Source organism: Variovorax sp. CF079 (assembly GCF_900101545.1).
GTDB lineage: Bacteria > Pseudomonadota > Gammaproteobacteria > Burkholderiales > Burkholderiaceae_C > Variovorax.
Genome location: NZ_FMZU01000009.1, coordinates 1 through 15,634, shown reverse-complemented (window position 1 = coordinate 15,634; position 15,634 = coordinate 1). Strand labels below are relative to the sequence as shown.

Sequence of the window (15,634 nt, the reverse complement as noted above, 5' to 3'; positions counted from 1 at the left end):
GGTCCCCGATGAAGCTCCCCGTTCTCCTGAAGACCGCGCTCGCCTGCGCGACCCTCGCATTCGCCGCTGCCGCTTCGGCGCAGATCGCCGCCGGCAAGGGCCCCGTGAAACTCATCGTCGGTTACCCGGCCGGCGGCTCGGCCGACGTGCAGGCACGCACGCTGGCCGACAAGCTCGCGGCCGAGCTCGGCACCACGGTGGTCGTCGACAACCGCACCGGCGCCGGCGGGCAGATCGCGGCCGACTATGTGCGCGCCGCGCCGCCCGACGGCCTCACGGTGCTGCTGGCCAACATGCACATGATGGTGATGCTGCCGCTGACCTCGAAGTCGGTGCGCTACGACCCGGTGAAGGACTTTCAGGCCGTGGGCCGCATCGTGAGCTTCTACGAAGGCATTGCCGTGCCCACCGCACTGCCGGCGCAGAACGTGCAGCAGTGGCTGGACCTCGCGCGCGCCGATCCGTCGAAGGCGAGCTACGGCGTTCCCGCGCCCGGCAGCGTCGCGCAGTTCATGGGCTTCCGCCTCGGCAGCGAGGCCAAGGCCAACCTGGTGGCCGCGCCCTACCGCGGCGCGGCGCCGCTGGTGCAGGACCTGCTGGGCAACCAGATCGCGGCCGGCATCATCCCGATCGCCGACCTGGTCGCGCACCAGCAAAGCGGCAAGCTCAAGGTGCTGGCCGTCAACGGCGCGAAGCGCGCGGCGCTCCTGCCCGATGTGCCGACGCTCAAGGAACTGGGCCAGCCGCACTTCGACAACCTCGAATGGACCGGTCTCTTCGTGCCCGCCGGCACGCCGCGGCCCATCGTCGAGCAGCTGCACGCGGCGCTCGGCAAGGCGCTCGCCAACAAGGAAGTGCAGGAGCGCTTGCAGAAGCTCAGCAGCGATCCGAGTCCGAGCACGCCCGAGGAATTGACCAAGCTCATTGCCGACGATCTCAAGCGTTGGGGGCCAGTGGTCAAGGCTTCCGGTTTCACGTCCGAATGACGACGCCACCGATCCCTCCGCACAAGTCCCTGAATCTTCCCGGTGTTCACGGCTACGCCGACCGCAAGAGCGTGGCCGCCGGCGAATGCGTGCGCTTTCACGTCAGCAGCGACCGCGGCTACCAGCTCTCGGTCTGCCAGCTCGGCAGCGATGTGGAAGGGCGCAGCGACGATGTCGTGCTGCACGCCTTTGCGCCGTCGCCCGCGCGCGTGCAGGCCATCCACCCGGGCTCCTATGTCTTCGTCGAGAAGGCGCTGGATGCGGCGCTGCCGCTCTACGGCCTGACGCTGGAATGCTGGGTCAAGCCCTGGAGCATCGCCACGCGCCAGACCCTTATCGGCCAATACGACTTTCCCGCCCACTGCGGCTGGGGCCTGTTCATCGAGGAGGGTGGGGCGCTCGCCTTCTACCTCGGCGATGGCCGGGGCTTCCGCGCCGAGGCGCAGCGGGCGCACGGCCGGCTCGTCGAGCGCCGCTGGCAGCATGTGGCCGCCACGTGGAACGGCCGCGTCGCGGCGCTGTGGATCGATGGTCAACAGGCCGGGCAATGGGATGCGGGGCAGGTAGTCCGGCCCGGTCCGGCGCCGCTGCGAATGGGCGCGAGCGGCGTCGACGGTCTGGCCGACGTCTTCCTCGAAGCCGATCTCGCCATGCCGGTCCTCTACGGCCGCGCGCTGGTACCTGAAGAGATTGTCGAGCGCCACGCGCAGCGCGGCCTCGCGATCGCCTCCGGCCGCTCGGTGCTCGCCTGCTGGCCGCTGCGCGAGGAGCGCGGCGCGCAGGTGGCCGACGCCAGCGGCCATCAGCGCACCGGCCGCATCGTCAACCACGGCACCTGGATGATCGTCGGCCCCGCCTTCGAGCCTGCGAAGGTCGCACCCAGCGAAGACGCCGAATCAGGCTACGACCCCTTCGCCGATCCGACGCGCGGCCACGGCCTGCGCTTCGCGAGCGACGATCTCTACGACTGCCGATGGGAGGCGACGCACGAGTTCCGCATCCCCGAAGATGCGAAGTCCGGCGTCTACGTCGGCCGCATCCGCTTCGAGCAGGGCGGCCGCGAAGCCGACTACGACATCACTTTCATCGTCCGGAAGCCGGCGCATGCAGCGCCGGCGCCGATCCTCGTGCTGTGCGCCGTCAACAGCTGGCTGGCCTATGCGAGCACGCCCTTCGCGAAGAACGTGGTCGACGATCCTGTGTGGCCGCGCCGTGCGGCCGGCCTGGAGAACTGCCATCCGGAAGCGCCGGCCTACAGCAGCTACACCTACCACCGCGCCGGCCAGCCCTGCTACCAGGTCGGCCTGCGCATGCCCTGGCCCAACGCCAGCCCCAGTGCGCTCTACGATCCGGCCGGCAGCGGCTTCAGCCAGTGGACGCGGCTGGAGCGCCGCCTGCACGTCTGGCTCGCGCGCGAGGGCTACGACTTCGACGTGATCGGCGACATCGACCTGCATCGCGATCCCGCGATCCTCTCGCGCTACCAGACCGTGTTCGTCAACGGCCACAGCGAATACTGGTCGCTGCCCGGCGTCGAGGGTCTCGACGACTACCTCCGCCGCGGCGGCAGCGCGATCGTGCTGTCGGGCAACACCATGTACTTGCGCGTGAGTTACGACGAGGACTTCAGCGTGATGGAGCAACGCAAGGTCAACGGCCCCCATCACGACGAAACCGTGCCGCCGGTGGGCCCGCCCGCCGGGCCCTTCGGCGAGCAGTACCACAGCCAGGACTGGGCGCGTGGCGGCCGCCTCAAGGCCTCGGGCCGGCCGGCGGCCGACATCATCGGCCTGGAGACCGCGGGCTGGGCCTTTGCCGACGGCGAGGACTTCGGCGTCTACCACGTGGAACAGCCGGCGCATGCGTTGTTCAACGAGCCGCATCCTCTGGGCTTGGCCAAGGGACAGACCTTCGGCCATGCGCCGGGCGGTGGCCTGCCGCGCGCGATCGGCCATGAGTGGGACCTGACGATCGCCACGCTCGCACGCATGACGAAGCACACGCCGCCGGGTGCTGCGCTGCCGGCGCCGCAGGAAGGCATCGAGGTCATCGCCAACGGCATCCGGCGCGTGCCCGGCAAGCTCGACGCCTACCTCGACTACCACTCGAATCTCACCGAGTCGATCGGCGGACTCTCGGCCGAGATGATCTACTGGGAACGGCCGCAAGGCGGGCGCGTGTTTCACGCCGGCGCGGTCGGCGCGGCCTGGGTGATCGGCAGCGACCCGAACTTCGGCAAGCTGCTCAAGAACGTGCTGTACCGCTTCGGCGTGCAGCCGCGGGCCTGAGGCTCAGCCTGCGAGCAGGGCGCCGAAGCGTTCCACGTCGACATTGCCGCCGCTCACCAGCACGCCGATGCGTTTGCCGCGCAGCTGCGCCTTCATCTCGCGTGCGGCCGCAAAGCCCAGGCAGCCGGTGGGCTCCACCACCAGCTTCATGCGCGAGGCGAAAAAACGCATGGCCTCGACCAGCTGCGCGTCGCTCGTGGTGAGCACGTCGTCGACATCGCGGCGGATGATGGGGAAGGTGTGTTGGCCAAGGTGCTGCGTCTGCGCGCCGTCCGCAATGGTCTTGGGCGTGTCGATGTGGACGATCTCGCCGCTGCGAAACGACTGCTGCCCGTCGTTGCCCGCTTCCGGCTCCACGCCGTAGACCTTGCACTGCGGCGAAAGCGCGCGCGTCGAGAGCGCCGAGCCCGAGATCAGGCCGCCGCCGCCCATGGGAGCGAAGAAGGCATCGAGCGGCCCCACCTCCTCGAACAGTTCTTTCGCCGCCGTGCCCTGGCCCGCGATCACGTCCGGATGGTCGTAGGGCGGGATCAGCGTCAGGCCGTGCTTCTCGGCGAGCTCGCGGCCGATCTGTTCGCGGTCGTCCTTGTAGCGGTCGTAGATCACGACCTGGCCGCCGTAGCCCTTGGTGGCCGCCACCTTGGACGCCGGCGCATCGTGCGGCATCACGATGGTGGCGGGCATGCCGAGGATGCGTGCCGCGAGCGCGATGGCCTGCGCATGGTTGCCCGAAGAGAAGGCCACCACGCCGGCGCGGCGCTGGCGCTCGTCGAACTTCGACAAGGCATTGAAGGCGCCGCGGAACTTGAAGGCGCCCATGCGCTGCAGGTTCTCGCACTTGAAGAACACTTCAGCGCCCAGCTCTTCGTCGGCCGTGCGCGAACGCAGGACCGGTGTGCGATGGGCATGGCCTTCGATGCGCGCGGCAGCGGCGGCGACGTCTTCGAAGGTGGGCAGTTTCAGGGTCTCAGGCATGGCGTTCCTCGGTATGGACAGATTATCTATATCTGGACAAATTATCAAAGTTCCTCGAACCAGCGGTCCGCCCACTGGTTGAGCGGCTTCAGGCGCTTCACGAGTTCGACGCCCGATTCGGTGAGCGCATAGCCGAGCTCGGCCAACTCGACGATGTTCAGCGCGCGCAGTTCCTTGATGCGGTCGTTGAGGACCGAGGGCGACATCTCGCCCGCATTCGTCTGCAGCAGCCTGAAGCTCTGCGGCGCGCCGTCGCGCAGCTCCCACAGGATGCGCAATGTGCCCTTGCGGCCGAGCTGCTCGAGCAGGGCCATGATCGGTCGCCGCGCCGTGACGGGGAGGGCATCGGAAGTCTTGGCGTTCATGCCGCAAAGGTGATTGCGCTACGGAATCCGTAGCGATAGACTGCATTTTGCTGCTACGAATTCCGTAGCGAAATGCAGCCATTCTAGCCAGAGGAATTGCCGATGACGACCCCGTCCGAACCACGGATCGCACCGCTTGCGCCGCCCTATCCGGAAGAGCTCGGTGCGCTGCTGAAAAAGATGACGCCGCCCGATGCGCCAGAGATCCTGGCGCTCTTCCGGGTACTGGCGATCAATCCGGCGCTGGCCGATCGATCGATGCCATGGGGCGGCTACCTGCTGGGCCGCAAGGCAAGCCTTCCGCTGCGCGATCGGGAGATCGTCATCCTGCGCGTGTGTACGCGCTGCGGCGCGGAGTACGAGTGGGGCGTGCATTGGGCGGCGTTCGCCCAGGCTGCGGGACTGGGCGAACGTGAGCGCGAGGCCATCGTCTCGGCCGTCGCCGACCTCGAAGTGCTTGCACCGCGTGATCGGCTGCTGTTGCAGATGGTGGACGCGCTGCACGACAAGGCCGATGTCGACGACGCGCTCTGGCAATCGTTGTCGGCGCACTGGACGCCGCCGCAGCTGATCGAGCTGCTGATGCTCGCCGGCTGGTACCACGCGATCAGCTATGTCTGCAACGCGGCGCGGGTGCCGCTGGAGACATGGGCGGCGCGGTGGGGTCAAGCCCGTTGACGCGGTGCATCTGGGGTGATCCCAACGCTTGCGCAGCAGGGGGTCAGGTGCCGACGTAGGCCGCGAGGTGCTCGCCGGTGAGGGTGGAGCGGGCGGCGACGAGGTCGGCGGGTGTGCCCTCGAAGACGATCCGGCCGCCGTCGTGGCCGGCGCCGGGGCCGAGGTCGACGATCCAGTCGGCGTGCGCCATGACCGCCTGGTGGTGCTCGATGACGATGACCGACTTGCCGGCGTCGACGAGCCGGTCGAGCAGGCCGAGCAGCTGCTCGACGTCGGCGAGATGGAGGCCGCTGGTCGGCTCGTCGAGGACGTAGACGCCGCCCTTCTCGGCCATGTGGGTGGCCAGCTTGAGCCGCTGCCGCTCGCCGCCGGACAGCGTGGTGAGCGGCTGGCCGAGGCTGAGGTAGCTCAAGCCCACATCGGCGAGCCGCTCGAGGATGGCGTGTGCGGCCGGCGTGTGCGCCTCGCCGGCGCCGAAGAACTCCTCGGCCTCGGACACCGACATCGCGAGCACCTCGCTGATGTCGCGGCCGCCGAAGCGGTACTCCAGGACCGACGCCTGGAATCGCTTGCCCTCGCAGTCCTCGCAGGTCGTGGCGACGCCGGCCATCGTCGCCAGGTCGGTGTAGATGACGCCGGCGCCGTTGCAAGTGGGGCAGGCGCCCTCGGAGTTGGCGCTGAACAGCGCGGGCTTCACGCCGTTGGCCTTTGCGAACGCCTTGCGGATCGGCTCGAGCAGATCGGTGTAGGTCGCCGGGTTGCTCCGTCGCGAGCCGCGGATCGCGCCCTGGTCGACCGACACCACACCCTCGCCGGCGCGGATCGATCCGTGCACGAGCGAGCTCTTGCCGGAGCCCGCCACGCCGGTGATCACGCAAAGCACGCCGAGCGGGATGTCGACGTCGACGTCCTTCAGGTTGTGAGTGCTCGCGCCGCGGATCGGAAGCTGGCCCGTCGGCGTTCGTACCGTCTCCTTGAGGGCGGCCCGGTCGTCGAAGTGGCGCCCGGTGAGGGTGCCGCTGGCCCGCAGCCCCTCGACGGTTCCCTCGTAGCAGACGGTGCCGCCCGACGTACCGGCGCCCGGGCCCAGGTCGACGACGTGGTCGGCGATCGCGATCGCCTCCGGCTTGTGCTCGACGACGAGCACCGTGTTGCCCTTGTCCCGCAGCTGCAGCAACAGCTCGTTCATCCGCTGGATGTCGTGGGGGTGCAGACCGATGGTGGGCTCGTCGAAGACGTAGGTGACGTCGGTGAGCGAGGAGCCGAGGTGGCGGATCATCTTGGTGCGCTGTGCCTCGCCGCCCGACAGCGTGCCCGACGGCCGGTCGAGCGAGAGGTAGCCCAGCCCGATCTCCACGAACGAGTCGAGGGTATGCAGCAGCTTGGCGAGCAACGGCGCGACCGACGGCTCTTCGAGGCCACGGACAAAATCGGCCAGGTCGCTGATCTGCATCGCGCAGGCGTCGGCGATGTTGATCTTCCTGATCCTGGAGGACCGGGCGGCCTCGCTGAGCCGGGTGCCGCCGCAGTCGGGGCAGGTGTCGAACGTCATCGCCCGATCCACGAAGGCGCGGATATGCGGCTGCAGCGCGTCGAGGTCCTTGGACAGAAACGATTTCTGGATCTGCGGGATCAGCCCCGCGTACGTCAGGTTGATGCCATCGACCTTGATCTTGGTCGGCTCCTTGTACAGGAGATCGTGCAGCTCCCTCTTGGTGAACTTGCGGATCGGCTTGTCCGGGTCGAAGAAGCCGCAGCCGCGGAAGATGCGGCCATACCAGCCGTCCATGCTGTAGCCGGGAATCGTGATCGCGCCCGCGTTGAGCGACTTGGCCTCGTCGTACAGCTGGGTGAGGTCGATATCGGAGACCTTGCCCATGCCCTCGCAGCGCGGGCACATACCGCCCGTGCGGCTGAAGCTCTGTTTCACCGTCTTGCTGGCACCGCGCTCGACGGTGATCACACCGGTCGCCCGGACCGAGGCGACGTTGAAGGAGAACGCGTTGGGTGAGCCGATGTGCGGCTTGCCGAGCCGGCTGAAGAGGATGCGCAGCATCGCGTTGGCGTCGGTGGCGGTGCCGACGGTAGAGCGGGCGTTGGCGCCCATCCGCTCCTGGTCGACGATGATCGCGGTCGTCAGGCCGTCGAGTACGTCGACCTCAGGCCGCGCCATCGTCGGCATGAAACCCTGCACGAAGGCGCTGTAGGTCTCGTTGATCAGCCGCTGCGATTCCGCGGCGATCGTGCCGAACACCAGCGAACTCTTGCCGGAGCCGGAGACGCCGGTGAACACCGTCAGCCGGCGCTTAGGGAGCTCGACGCTGATGTCCTTGAGGTTGTTCACGCGCGCGCCCTGCACGCGGATCAGACCGTGGCGGTCGGCAACGTGCAGCGCAGGCGACTGCGTGTCCTTCCTCGTCGCCTTGCTCATCGTGTCTCCATCTGTTGGGCGGGGCCGCATTGCCGGACCGCTCAGCGCACTTCGTTGATCCGGATGTGGTTGCCTGCGGGATCGCGGAAGGCGCAGTCGCGCACGCCGTACGGCTGCTCGGTGGGCTCCTGGATGAGCTCGGCGCCGCTCGCCTGCAGGCGAGCGAAGGTGCCGTCGAGGTCGGCGGTGGCCAGGATGATGATGGCGTAGGTCCCCTTGGCCATCATCTCGGCGATGGTGCGGCGCTCGTCGTCGGTGACGCCGGGGGTGGCGGCCGGCGGGTGCAGGACGATGGACGTGCCAGGCTGGTCGGCGGGGCCGACCGTGATCCAGCGCATCCCGTTGTATCCGACGTCGTTGCGGACCTCGAAGCCGAGGATGTCGCGGTAGAAGGCCAGGGAGGCGTCCGGGTCGTTGTGCGGGAGGAAGCTCGAGTGAATGGTGATGTCCATGGCGGTCAGTCTGGTTGCGGTGGCGGCCAGTCTAGTTGCGGCTCGGTGATCGGCGCTTCTCGATTCCTGATCGGTCTGGTGACTTGTTTCGCCACGCACGACGGGATCCCCGCGGTCGCGCGCGCTCCCTGGCGCCGATAGGTGCTGGGCGGCATGCCGACCAGCTCGGTGAAGCGAGTGCTGAAGGTGCCCAGCGACGAGCAGCCGACCTCGAAACAGACCTCTGTGACGCTGAGATCGCCACGACGCAGCAGCGCCATCGCGCGCTCGATGCGCCGCGTCATCAGATAGGCGTACGGCGACTCGCCATAGGCGAGCCGGAACTGGCGGCTGAGGTGCCCGGCCGACATGTTCACGCCACGGGCGAGCGCCTCGACGTCCAGCGGCTGCGCGTACTCCCGGTCGATCCGGTCGCGAACGCGGCGTAGCCTCGCGAGGTCGCGCAGGTGCTGCGCTGCGGCGGGTCTGCTGGTCATCTGCGCGATCGTGTCACGCCGCACCGGCGTGCTCAAGCCCGTTGACGTGGTGTATCCGAGGTGGGCGACGAGGTCGCGGAAGGTGAGGGGGTTGCCTGTGTCGTCTAGAATGAGACTAAAATTCGTCTTCATATAGACATACCGAGGCCAGCCATGTTGTCGTCACAGACCAGAACCGGTTCCGCCCCCAAGCCGCGTCGCGGCACCCAGGCCGTCATCGTCTATCAGCGGAACAAAGGTGTCGACGCCTACGTGCGCGCGGTGTCCGGCGCCACGCCGATGGAAATCGTGGCGATCGAACGCCAGGGTGTGCAGGGAATCTTCATCAAGGATCTGTCCAAGAGGATGGACCTTGCGACTTCGCGCTTCTTCGCCATCCTCGGCGTGCCGAAGGCCACGGCCGAGAAGAAGGCTGCTGCGGGCGAGCTGGTCTCCGGCAGCGGCGGCCAAGCCGCGATCGGCATGATCAAGCTCCTCGGAATCGCACAGGACATCGTCGAGAACAGCAAGGCGCCCGAGGCGAAGGGCTTCGATGCCGCGAAATGGCTCGGCCAATGGATCGAGCGGCCCCAGCCCTCTCTCGGCGGCCGCAAACCCGCGGATCTGATCGACACGCCGACGGGCGTGGAGGTCGTCGCCCGTCTGCTGGGCTCCATCGAGAGCGGCGCCTACCAGTGAAGCTGTGGCGAATCGCGGCCGATACTCGAAAGTACCGCGCCGATGATCTCAGCGGCGGCGGCGCGGCCAAGCATCCCGGCCGATGGAACGACACTGGCGAGCCGGTCGTCTACGCGGCGCCGTCCGTCTCCATCGCGGTGCTCGAGACCGCTGCGCACATCGACAACACCGGCCTTCCGCTGAACCGATATCTGCTCGAGCTGGATGTACCGGATGACATGTGGGAGTCGCGCGAAGAACTCGACGTGGCGTCCCTGCCTGCGACCTGGTCGGCGATCCCCGCGGGTCATGCCAGCGTGAGGATCGGCTCCGCGTGGCTTGCCTCGCTGCGAACGCCGATTCTGCTGGTGCCTTCGGTGGTGGTTCCAGAGGAACGAGCGGCCCTGATCAATCCTCTCCATCCGCAGTCGAAGCGGATCGCGCCGCGAATCGTTCGCCTGTTCGAATACGACCGGCTCTTCAGGTCATGAGCTTGGCGCGATTCGCTTGGCGGATTCGGGCATGAAGCTGGAGTGAGCGCTACCCGCACACCACGCTCGCATTTTTTCTTGGCGTCGCCCTGTTCGCCGGCCCCGGGTCTGCCGATATACCGGCATGACCCCATCGAAGACGCCGGCCGCGGGCGAGCCGAACTACAAGATCCAGCAGCGCGAAGGCTGCAGGATCGTGTACGGCCACATGCCGCTGCGCGACTGGCTGCTTCTCTTGAAGGAGGCGAGCGACATCGACGTGCTGCATGCCGACGTCGCGCGCATGCTGGGCGCCACTGCCGTCCTCGGGCCGCCGCAAGGGCTGGCGCGCATCCGCGAGCAGGAAGCGCCCGCCGCCATGGGACGCGTGCGCGCGCAGCTGGGCCGTGCTGCGCGCCGGCTCGAGCCGGATGCCGTGCGCTGGCTCGCGGCCGGTGAACAGGGGCTTTCGAGCCTGGCGCTCTTCGCGCTCTTGACCGGCGTTCGCCCGCCGCACTACGGCGGCGCAGCGCTCGACCTGCCGCGCAGCGCGAGCGAGTTCCGCCGCTGCCGGCTGCTGGTGGAGCAGACCCCCTCGCTGCGGCGCGCGCTCCTGCTGCTGGCGGGCCGCGTCAGCGAACCTGCGGTCGTGCCCTGGGCCGCGCTGGCCGAGGCCTGGAACGATCTCTGCGTCCAGATGGACCACGAGCTGCCGCACTGGCGCGACGGCACCGGCCGCGCGCCGGGCGTCAATGCGATGCTGGCCTGCTTCCTCGAAGTCGAGACCGACCTGGCCGTGCTTCAGTCCAGCCGGACGACCACCGCATCGCTGGCGTTGCAGGACAGCTTTTCGAGTCCCGCCGCGCGCCGCGCCGGCAGCGCGCGCTGGTTGATGTAGCCTTGTCGCCGGCAGCCATGGCGGCTGCGATGAGGTGGACCACGGTGAGCCGGCCGAAGCATCTTTTGATTGTTGCTGCACTCGCACTTTCGATGAACCTGGCGGCGCACGCCGGGGCGTGGGGCGACGGCGCTTTCGACAACGACGCCGCGCAGGACTGGCTGGCCGAATGCGAGCGCAGGGCGGATCCGGCCTTTGTGTCCCAGGCTCTCGACATGGCGCAGATGGCAAGCCACATCGATGCGGACGACGGGGCCGCCGCGGTCGCTGCCGCCGAACTGATCGCCGGCGCCATCGGCAAGGGCGCCGCGGCATCGAAAACGCGAGCGGTGGAGTGCCTGGCCGGCAGACGAACAGAAGAACTGCATGCGCTCGCGACGCGCGCCAGGCTGGCCCTGGCCCGCGTCGCGGACCGCAATGTCTCCGAGCTCGCCCAACAATGGGAAGAAGAAAAGCCGAACCGGTGGGCTTCCAACCTGACACGGCTTGCGGCGCGTCTGCAGCGCTAGGGCCTGTTAGCAGGCCCTGGGCGTCTTAACGCCCGGTTACCACCGGGACAAGCACATCAGGCGATGTCCGACAGAAAAATGCGCAAGCTCGGATGTGATGCCGTCTCATGGCTTTTGGTGCTGGAAGGAACTGATGTCAGAGGGTTTCAATTCAAGGTCTGCGCGGACGACGGAGGTGTCGATCGGCGCCCAGTTGGACGCCACCCGCAACGCGGCGAGCGCAAGAGAAGAGGCGCAGGCCGCCATCGTTCGCTCGTTCGGAAGCTTCATCCGGGGCGGCCCGGGTCCTACGGAAGAGCAGCTCAGGCAGTTCGCGAGATTGGCGGCCGACGAAGCGCGACGGCGCCGCCGGCTCGCCGACCGCCTGGCGGCGCGGCCGGCCGACAACGAACCGAAGACGCCGTCGCCCGTCGTGGTGGCGCGGCCATTGCGCGCCGTTGCCTTGCTGGCCATGTGGACCGTGGCGATCCCGCTCATCGTCGTCGCGGCCTTCGGCCCTCGCGACGGGTCCTTCTCTTCGGCAAGCGAAAAAATGCCGATGCATGCATCGCCGGATGCGCCGGCCGTCGCGCTGGCGCAAGCGCCGAAGGCGGACACCGAACCCCTTGCCGTCGTTGCGGAGCGCTCCCGTGCGGCGCCAGGCAAAACCCCGCGTAGGTCTTCATCGGCCCACGCCAGTGCAGCACCGCTGCTGGCCCGCGCCGGCGCCCGGGGTCCGTCGGCCAAGTGTACGGGCTTGAGTTTCGTGTTCCGCGCGGTCTGCATGAACTACGCGTGCGCGCAGCCATCCGCCCGCCGCAGCCTGCAGTGCGTCGAACCCCTACGCCAGCGCCGGCTCGACGAAGCGCGTCGCAATCCGTTGCTGCTGGGCTGAGCCTGCATCAGTCGTTCAGCTGCGCTTCGCTGCGAGAGTCGGATCACCAAGCGTTCGATTGAGGGCGACCGCCTTTCGCGTCAGGAGGCGCACTGTGGCGGGGTCGACGGTCATTCCCTCTCGCAGTTCCAGCGTGGCCATTTCGTACTTCCCTCCAGGCTTGAGCCCGGGTTCGATGGCGCGCAGCTGCTGCCCTCGCCAGAAGCCGAACAGTACCCGGGCTTCCTCCGCGCGAATGAGGAGCACGGGCCCGTTCGCGAGATAGACGAGGTGGCGCCATTTCACGACCTCCTCCATCGCCGACGCGGCGCGAACCTCCGCACGCAATTCCCCGACGCACGCCCGACGCCAGCCATCGAGGGCGGCCACATAGGCGTCGGGACTAGAAGCAGGCGTCGTCTTTTGCATTCCGGACAGGCTTGATCGGCGAAGCTTAAACGGGACCGGGGCGCCAAGCCGTCGTTCGACAAGCTTCGGCGATCGCTGGTGTTCTCAACCTGGCAGGCTGCGCGGGCGCGGCCCATGCACCGCCTCCGACGGCCTGCGGCGCCGATCCCGCAGGGCAGGCCTGCGAGGTCGAGCGCTACATGAACGCTCCGTAGCCGCTTCTCGAGCTCAATCGTCCAGGCGCACCACTTCCGGGTCGGCTGCGCTGCCATGCAGCCGCTCGACCTCGGCCGCGCGCCGCGTCAGCACCGCGCGCTGGTTGATGTAGCCCTTGTCGGTGATCTCGCCGGCATCGATATCGGGCGGGGTAGCGAGCACCAGTGCGCGCACCGGGCGTTGCGAGGAGCCTGCACCGGCGTCGCGCATGGCTGCCATCGTGCGGCGCAGCGCGGCCGCCAGCTCCTCGCGCGGCAGCGCGGCGCCCTGCGGGCTGGCGAACACCAGCATGCCAACCGCCTCGCGGTCGTGGCCGGTGATCACGACGTCCTGCACCAGCGGCGCAAGCCGCGAGACCAGCTCCACGCGCAGCGTGCCCACCGACACCCAGGTGGCGCTGGTGAGCTTGAAGTCCTCGGCCACGCGGCCGTTGAACATCACGCCGCACTCGGGCCGTGCTTTATCGACCAGGTAGCCCGCGTCGCCGATGCGGTAGTAGCCCTCCTCGTCGAAGGCCTGCGCGGTCTCGCGCGGCGCACCGCGATAGCCGGGAAACACCGAAACGCCCTTGACCCGCATCTCCAGCTTGTCGCCGTTGGGGACGAACTTCAGCTCCAGCCCCGGCAGCGGCGCGCCGATGCAGCCTGCGCCGTCGAGCTTCCAGTGCGCCGAGGTGATCGCGGGCGAGGTCTCGGTCGCGCCCCAGGAAGTGGTGAGCCACAGCGGCTGCGCGGGCCGTGCGCGCCGCGCCACCGCTTCGAGCCGCTGCCAGGTCGAGGGCGCGAGCGCCGCGGCGGCATAGAAGCACAGGCGCAGGCGCGAGAAGGCCTCGGCCGCGAGCGTGTCGTCCGCCTCGAGGAAGGGCAGCAGCATGTCGTAGCCGCGCGGCACGTTGAAGAGCAGCGTGGGCCGCACCTCGCGCAGGTTGCGCACCGTCTTCTCGATCAGCCCCGGCGCCGGCCGGCCCTCGTCGATGTAGAGCGCGCCGCCGTGGCTGAGGACGATGTTGAAGTTGTGGTTGGCGCCGAAGGTGTGGCTCCAGGGCAGCCAGTCCACCAGCACCGGCGGCTCCTGGTCGAGGAAGCGCCAAGTCTGCGCAATCATCTGCTGGTTGGCGCACAGCATGCGGTGCGTGTTGATTACCACCTTGGGCCGGCCGGTCGAGCCCGAAGTCAGCAGGTACTTGGCGTGGGTGTCGGGCAGGATGGCCTCGAAGGCCTGCATGACGGCCGGCGTTTCCTCGGTTTCGAGCAGCTGCGCGAAGCTGAGCGCGCCCGGGTGGGCGTCGGCGTTGCGGCTGAACACCGCCGGCGCATCGATGCGCGAGCCCGCCAGTGCGCTGCCGTAGACCTTGGCATCCGAGGCATAGATCAGCGCCGGCTCGAGCGCGCGCAGCATGCTGTGCAGCCGCGTCGGGTCCTTCGCCATGCGCGAATAGGCGCTGGAGAGCGAGCAGGCGGTGCGGCCGATGTGCATGGCGGCGAGCATCAGCACCGCATGGTCGATCGCGTTGTCGGAGAGGATCACCACCGGCTTGTCTGCGGGCACGCCCAGGTCCAGCAGGCCTTGCGCCACGGCGCCGACGGCGCGGCGCAGCGCACGGTAGTCGAGCCGGCGCCAGCCTTCGCCGCTTTCGTCGCGCTCGGCCAGCGCCAGCGCATCGGGCGTCTCGCGCGCCCAGCGCTCCAGCCACTCGCCGATGCAGCGCGCATAGGGCCTGAGCGCCACCGGCGAGCGCAGCGCGAAGGAGCCGTCGTCGAAGTCGATGCGCAGGGTGCGCGGCGGGGCGAGGTGGCGCTCGTCGTCGAAGAAGCCGGGGGCGGTCATCGCTTGTCTCCTGGAGGCGCTTGGTTATTCGAGTGTGCCGGACGCCGCTTTTGCGCGAATCAGGTTCAACAGCAGGATGTCGCGCGCGGCTTCGAGCTCACTGGTGTGGCGTTGGCCCAGCTCCGCGGCCACGCCTTCGGCCACCTGCTGCTTGAGCTCGGGTGTCATCGTGGGTGCACCCAGATCCTTCCACCAGTCCTCGATCGGCCCACCCAGGTGCGCGAGCACATGCGCGATGCCGCCGGCGCCACCGGAGAGATGCAGGTTCATGAACGGGCCCATCACGGCCCAGCGCAAACCGGGCCCGTGCGCGATGGCCGCATCGATGTCGGCCACCGAGGCTACGCCCTGGTCGACTAGGTGAAAGGCCTCGCGCCACAGCGCGGCCTGCAGCCGGTTCGCGATATGGCCCTTGACCTCGCGCTTCACGTGGATCGGGCGCTTGCCGATCGCGGCATAGAAGGCCATCGTGCGTTCGATGGTCGCGGGCGATGTGGCCGTGCCGCCGATCACCTCGACCAGCGGAATCAGGTGCGGCGGATTGAAGGGGTGGCCCAGCACCACGCGCGCGGGATGCGCGCAGCCGGATTGCACGCCGCTGATCGCGAGCCCCGAAGAGCTCGAAGCGAGGATCGCGTGCGGCTGCGCGGCCACGTCCATGCGGCGGAACAGATCGATCTTGAAGTCCAGGCGCTCGGGGCCGTTCTCCTGCACGAAGTCGGCGTCGCGCACCGCGTCTTCCAGCGTTGCATGGAAGCGCAGCCGCTCCATCGACGCACCTTCGGCCAGCCCGAAGCGCTGCAAGGTCGGCCAGTGCTGCGCCACGGCTTCGAATAGGCGCGCCTCGGCGCCCGGCGAAGGATCGGTGGCATCGACGTCGAGCCCGTGGGCGAGGAAGTAGGCCGTCCAGCTGGCGCCGATCACACCGGTGCCGACGACCGCGACGCGTGTGATGGCCGTGTCCATGTGCGCCATCGTCAGGATTCGGCCGTGAAGCCGACCTTCTTGACCAATGGGCCCCAGCGCTCGAACTCGATGTTCTGCGAGCGGGCCATCTCCTCGACGGTGGAGCCCTGGGCGATCAGGCCGACCACCGCCAGGCTGTCGATGACGGACTTGTCCTTGATCGCGGCGTTGATGGACGC

General features: G+C 68.5%; 16 protein-coding genes and 1 pseudogene. 8 read left to right on the top strand and 9 right to left on the bottom strand.

Features of this window, described 5'->3' with window-relative positions; all coding sequences use genetic code 11:
• Positions 1 to 8 precede the first annotated feature (8 nt).
• Together BLS74_RS13395 and BLS74_RS13390 are read left to right on the top strand one after the other, a co-directional pair.
• A complete protein-coding gene (locus tag BLS74_RS13395; protein ID WP_093106905.1) occupies positions 9 to 986 on the top strand; it encodes a Bug family tripartite tricarboxylate transporter substrate binding protein in 978 nt (325 codons plus the stop codon).
• The gene (locus BLS74_RS13390; RefSeq protein WP_093106903.1) at positions 983 to 3,274 is read left to right on the top strand and encodes a LamG domain-containing protein; all 2,292 of its coding nucleotides are present in this window, start codon (positions 983 to 985) and stop codon (positions 3,272 to 3,274) included. The genes BLS74_RS13395 and BLS74_RS13390 overlap by 4 nt, the downstream gene beginning before the upstream one ends.
• Before the next feature lie 3 nt (positions 3,275 to 3,277).
• Here BLS74_RS13390 and BLS74_RS13385 read toward each other — a convergent pair whose 3' ends face one another.
• On the bottom strand, positions 3,278 to 4,249 hold the full coding sequence (locus BLS74_RS13385; RefSeq protein WP_093106900.1) for a threo-3-hydroxy-L-aspartate ammonia-lyase: 972 nt from the start codon (positions 4,247 to 4,249) through the stop codon (positions 3,278 to 3,280).
• 44 nt (positions 4,250 to 4,293) lie between these two features.
• The gene (locus BLS74_RS13380) at positions 4,294 to 4,614 is read right to left on the bottom strand and encodes a winged helix-turn-helix transcriptional regulator (RefSeq protein ID WP_093106897.1); all 321 of its coding nucleotides are present in this window, start codon (positions 4,612 to 4,614) and stop codon (positions 4,294 to 4,296) included.
• A gap of 102 nt (positions 4,615 to 4,716) precedes the next feature.
• On the opposite strand from BLS74_RS13380, the gene BLS74_RS13375 reads away from it, so the two are divergent.
• A complete protein-coding gene (locus BLS74_RS13375) occupies positions 4,717 to 5,292 on the top strand; it encodes a carboxymuconolactone decarboxylase family protein (RefSeq protein ID WP_093106895.1) in 576 nt (191 codons plus the stop codon).
• A gap of 43 nt (positions 5,293 to 5,335) precedes the next feature.
• On the opposite strand, the gene BLS74_RS13370 is transcribed toward BLS74_RS13375, so the two are convergent.
• Genes BLS74_RS13370 through BLS74_RS13360 form a run of 3 tightly spaced genes read right to left on the bottom strand, consistent with a single transcriptional unit; the run spans position 5,336 to position 8,651 of the window.
• Positions 5,336 to 7,723, bottom strand: coding sequence for an ATP-binding cassette domain-containing protein (locus tag BLS74_RS13370; RefSeq protein ID WP_093106892.1), 2,388 nt, complete (start codon positions 7,721 to 7,723; stop codon positions 5,336 to 5,338).
• Between the two features lie 41 nt (positions 7,724 to 7,764).
• Complete coding sequence (locus tag BLS74_RS13365) at positions 7,765 to 8,175, bottom strand: VOC family protein (RefSeq protein WP_093106890.1); 411 nt, start codon at positions 8,173 to 8,175, stop codon at positions 7,765 to 7,767.
• Positions 8,176 to 8,180: 5 nt separating this feature from the next.
• Positions 8,181 to 8,651 (bottom strand): helix-turn-helix domain-containing protein, encoded by a 471-nt coding sequence (locus tag BLS74_RS13360; RefSeq protein ID WP_093107342.1) that lies wholly within the window; start codon positions 8,649 to 8,651, stop codon positions 8,181 to 8,183.
• Positions 8,652 to 8,804: 153 nt separating this feature from the next.
• Between BLS74_RS13360 and BLS74_RS34780 the strand changes: the two genes are divergently transcribed.
• The 5 genes from BLS74_RS34780 (at position 8,805) to BLS74_RS13335 (ending at position 12,059) form a co-directional block, all read left to right on the top strand.
• Positions 8,805 to 9,329, top strand: a complete 525-nt coding sequence (locus BLS74_RS34780) for an antitoxin Xre/MbcA/ParS toxin-binding domain-containing protein (protein ID WP_093106887.1) — start codon at positions 8,805 to 8,807, stop codon at positions 9,327 to 9,329.
• On the top strand, positions 9,326 to 9,799 hold the full coding sequence (locus tag BLS74_RS13350; RefSeq protein ID WP_093106884.1) for an RES family NAD+ phosphorylase: 474 nt from the start codon (positions 9,326 to 9,328) through the stop codon (positions 9,797 to 9,799). Before BLS74_RS34780 ends, BLS74_RS13350 begins: the two co-directional genes overlap by 4 nt.
• Positions 9,800 to 9,923: 124 nt before the next feature.
• Positions 9,924 to 10,676, top strand: a complete 753-nt coding sequence (locus tag BLS74_RS13345; RefSeq protein ID WP_093106882.1) for a hypothetical protein — start codon at positions 9,924 to 9,926, stop codon at positions 10,674 to 10,676.
• Positions 10,677 to 10,720: 44 nt separating this feature from the next.
• On the top strand, positions 10,721 to 11,185 hold the full coding sequence (locus tag BLS74_RS13340) for a DUF4259 domain-containing protein (RefSeq protein WP_170855591.1): 465 nt from the start codon (positions 10,721 to 10,723) through the stop codon (positions 11,183 to 11,185).
• A 175-nt stretch (positions 11,186 to 11,360) separates the two neighbouring features.
• Positions 11,361 to 12,059 (top strand): hypothetical protein, encoded by a 699-nt coding sequence (locus tag BLS74_RS13335; protein ID WP_093106877.1) that lies wholly within the window; start codon positions 11,361 to 11,363, stop codon positions 12,057 to 12,059.
• Positions 12,060 to 12,074: 15 nt separating this feature from the next.
• Here the strand turns inward: BLS74_RS13335 and BLS74_RS13330 are convergent, their stop codons facing one another.
• The 4 genes and pseudogenes from BLS74_RS13330 to BLS74_RS35080 form a co-directional block, all read right to left on the bottom strand.
• Positions 12,075 to 12,467, bottom strand: coding sequence for a DUF1801 domain-containing protein (locus tag BLS74_RS13330; RefSeq protein ID WP_093106874.1), 393 nt, complete (start codon positions 12,465 to 12,467; stop codon positions 12,075 to 12,077).
• Positions 12,468 to 12,674: 207 nt separating this feature from the next.
• Entirely contained in the window at positions 12,675 to 14,489 is a 1,815-nt protein-coding gene (locus BLS74_RS13325) for a feruloyl-CoA synthase (RefSeq protein WP_093106872.1), read from the bottom strand.
• 24 nt (positions 14,490 to 14,513) lie between these two features.
• Positions 14,514 to 15,464, bottom strand: a complete 951-nt coding sequence (locus BLS74_RS13320; RefSeq protein WP_170855590.1) for a 3-hydroxyacyl-CoA dehydrogenase NAD-binding domain-containing protein — start codon at positions 15,462 to 15,464, stop codon at positions 14,514 to 14,516.
• A 2-nt stretch (positions 15,465 to 15,466) separates the two neighbouring features.
• A pseudogene (locus BLS74_RS35080) lies at positions 15,467 to 15,634 on the bottom strand (twin-arginine translocation pathway signal protein); the annotation flags it as partial.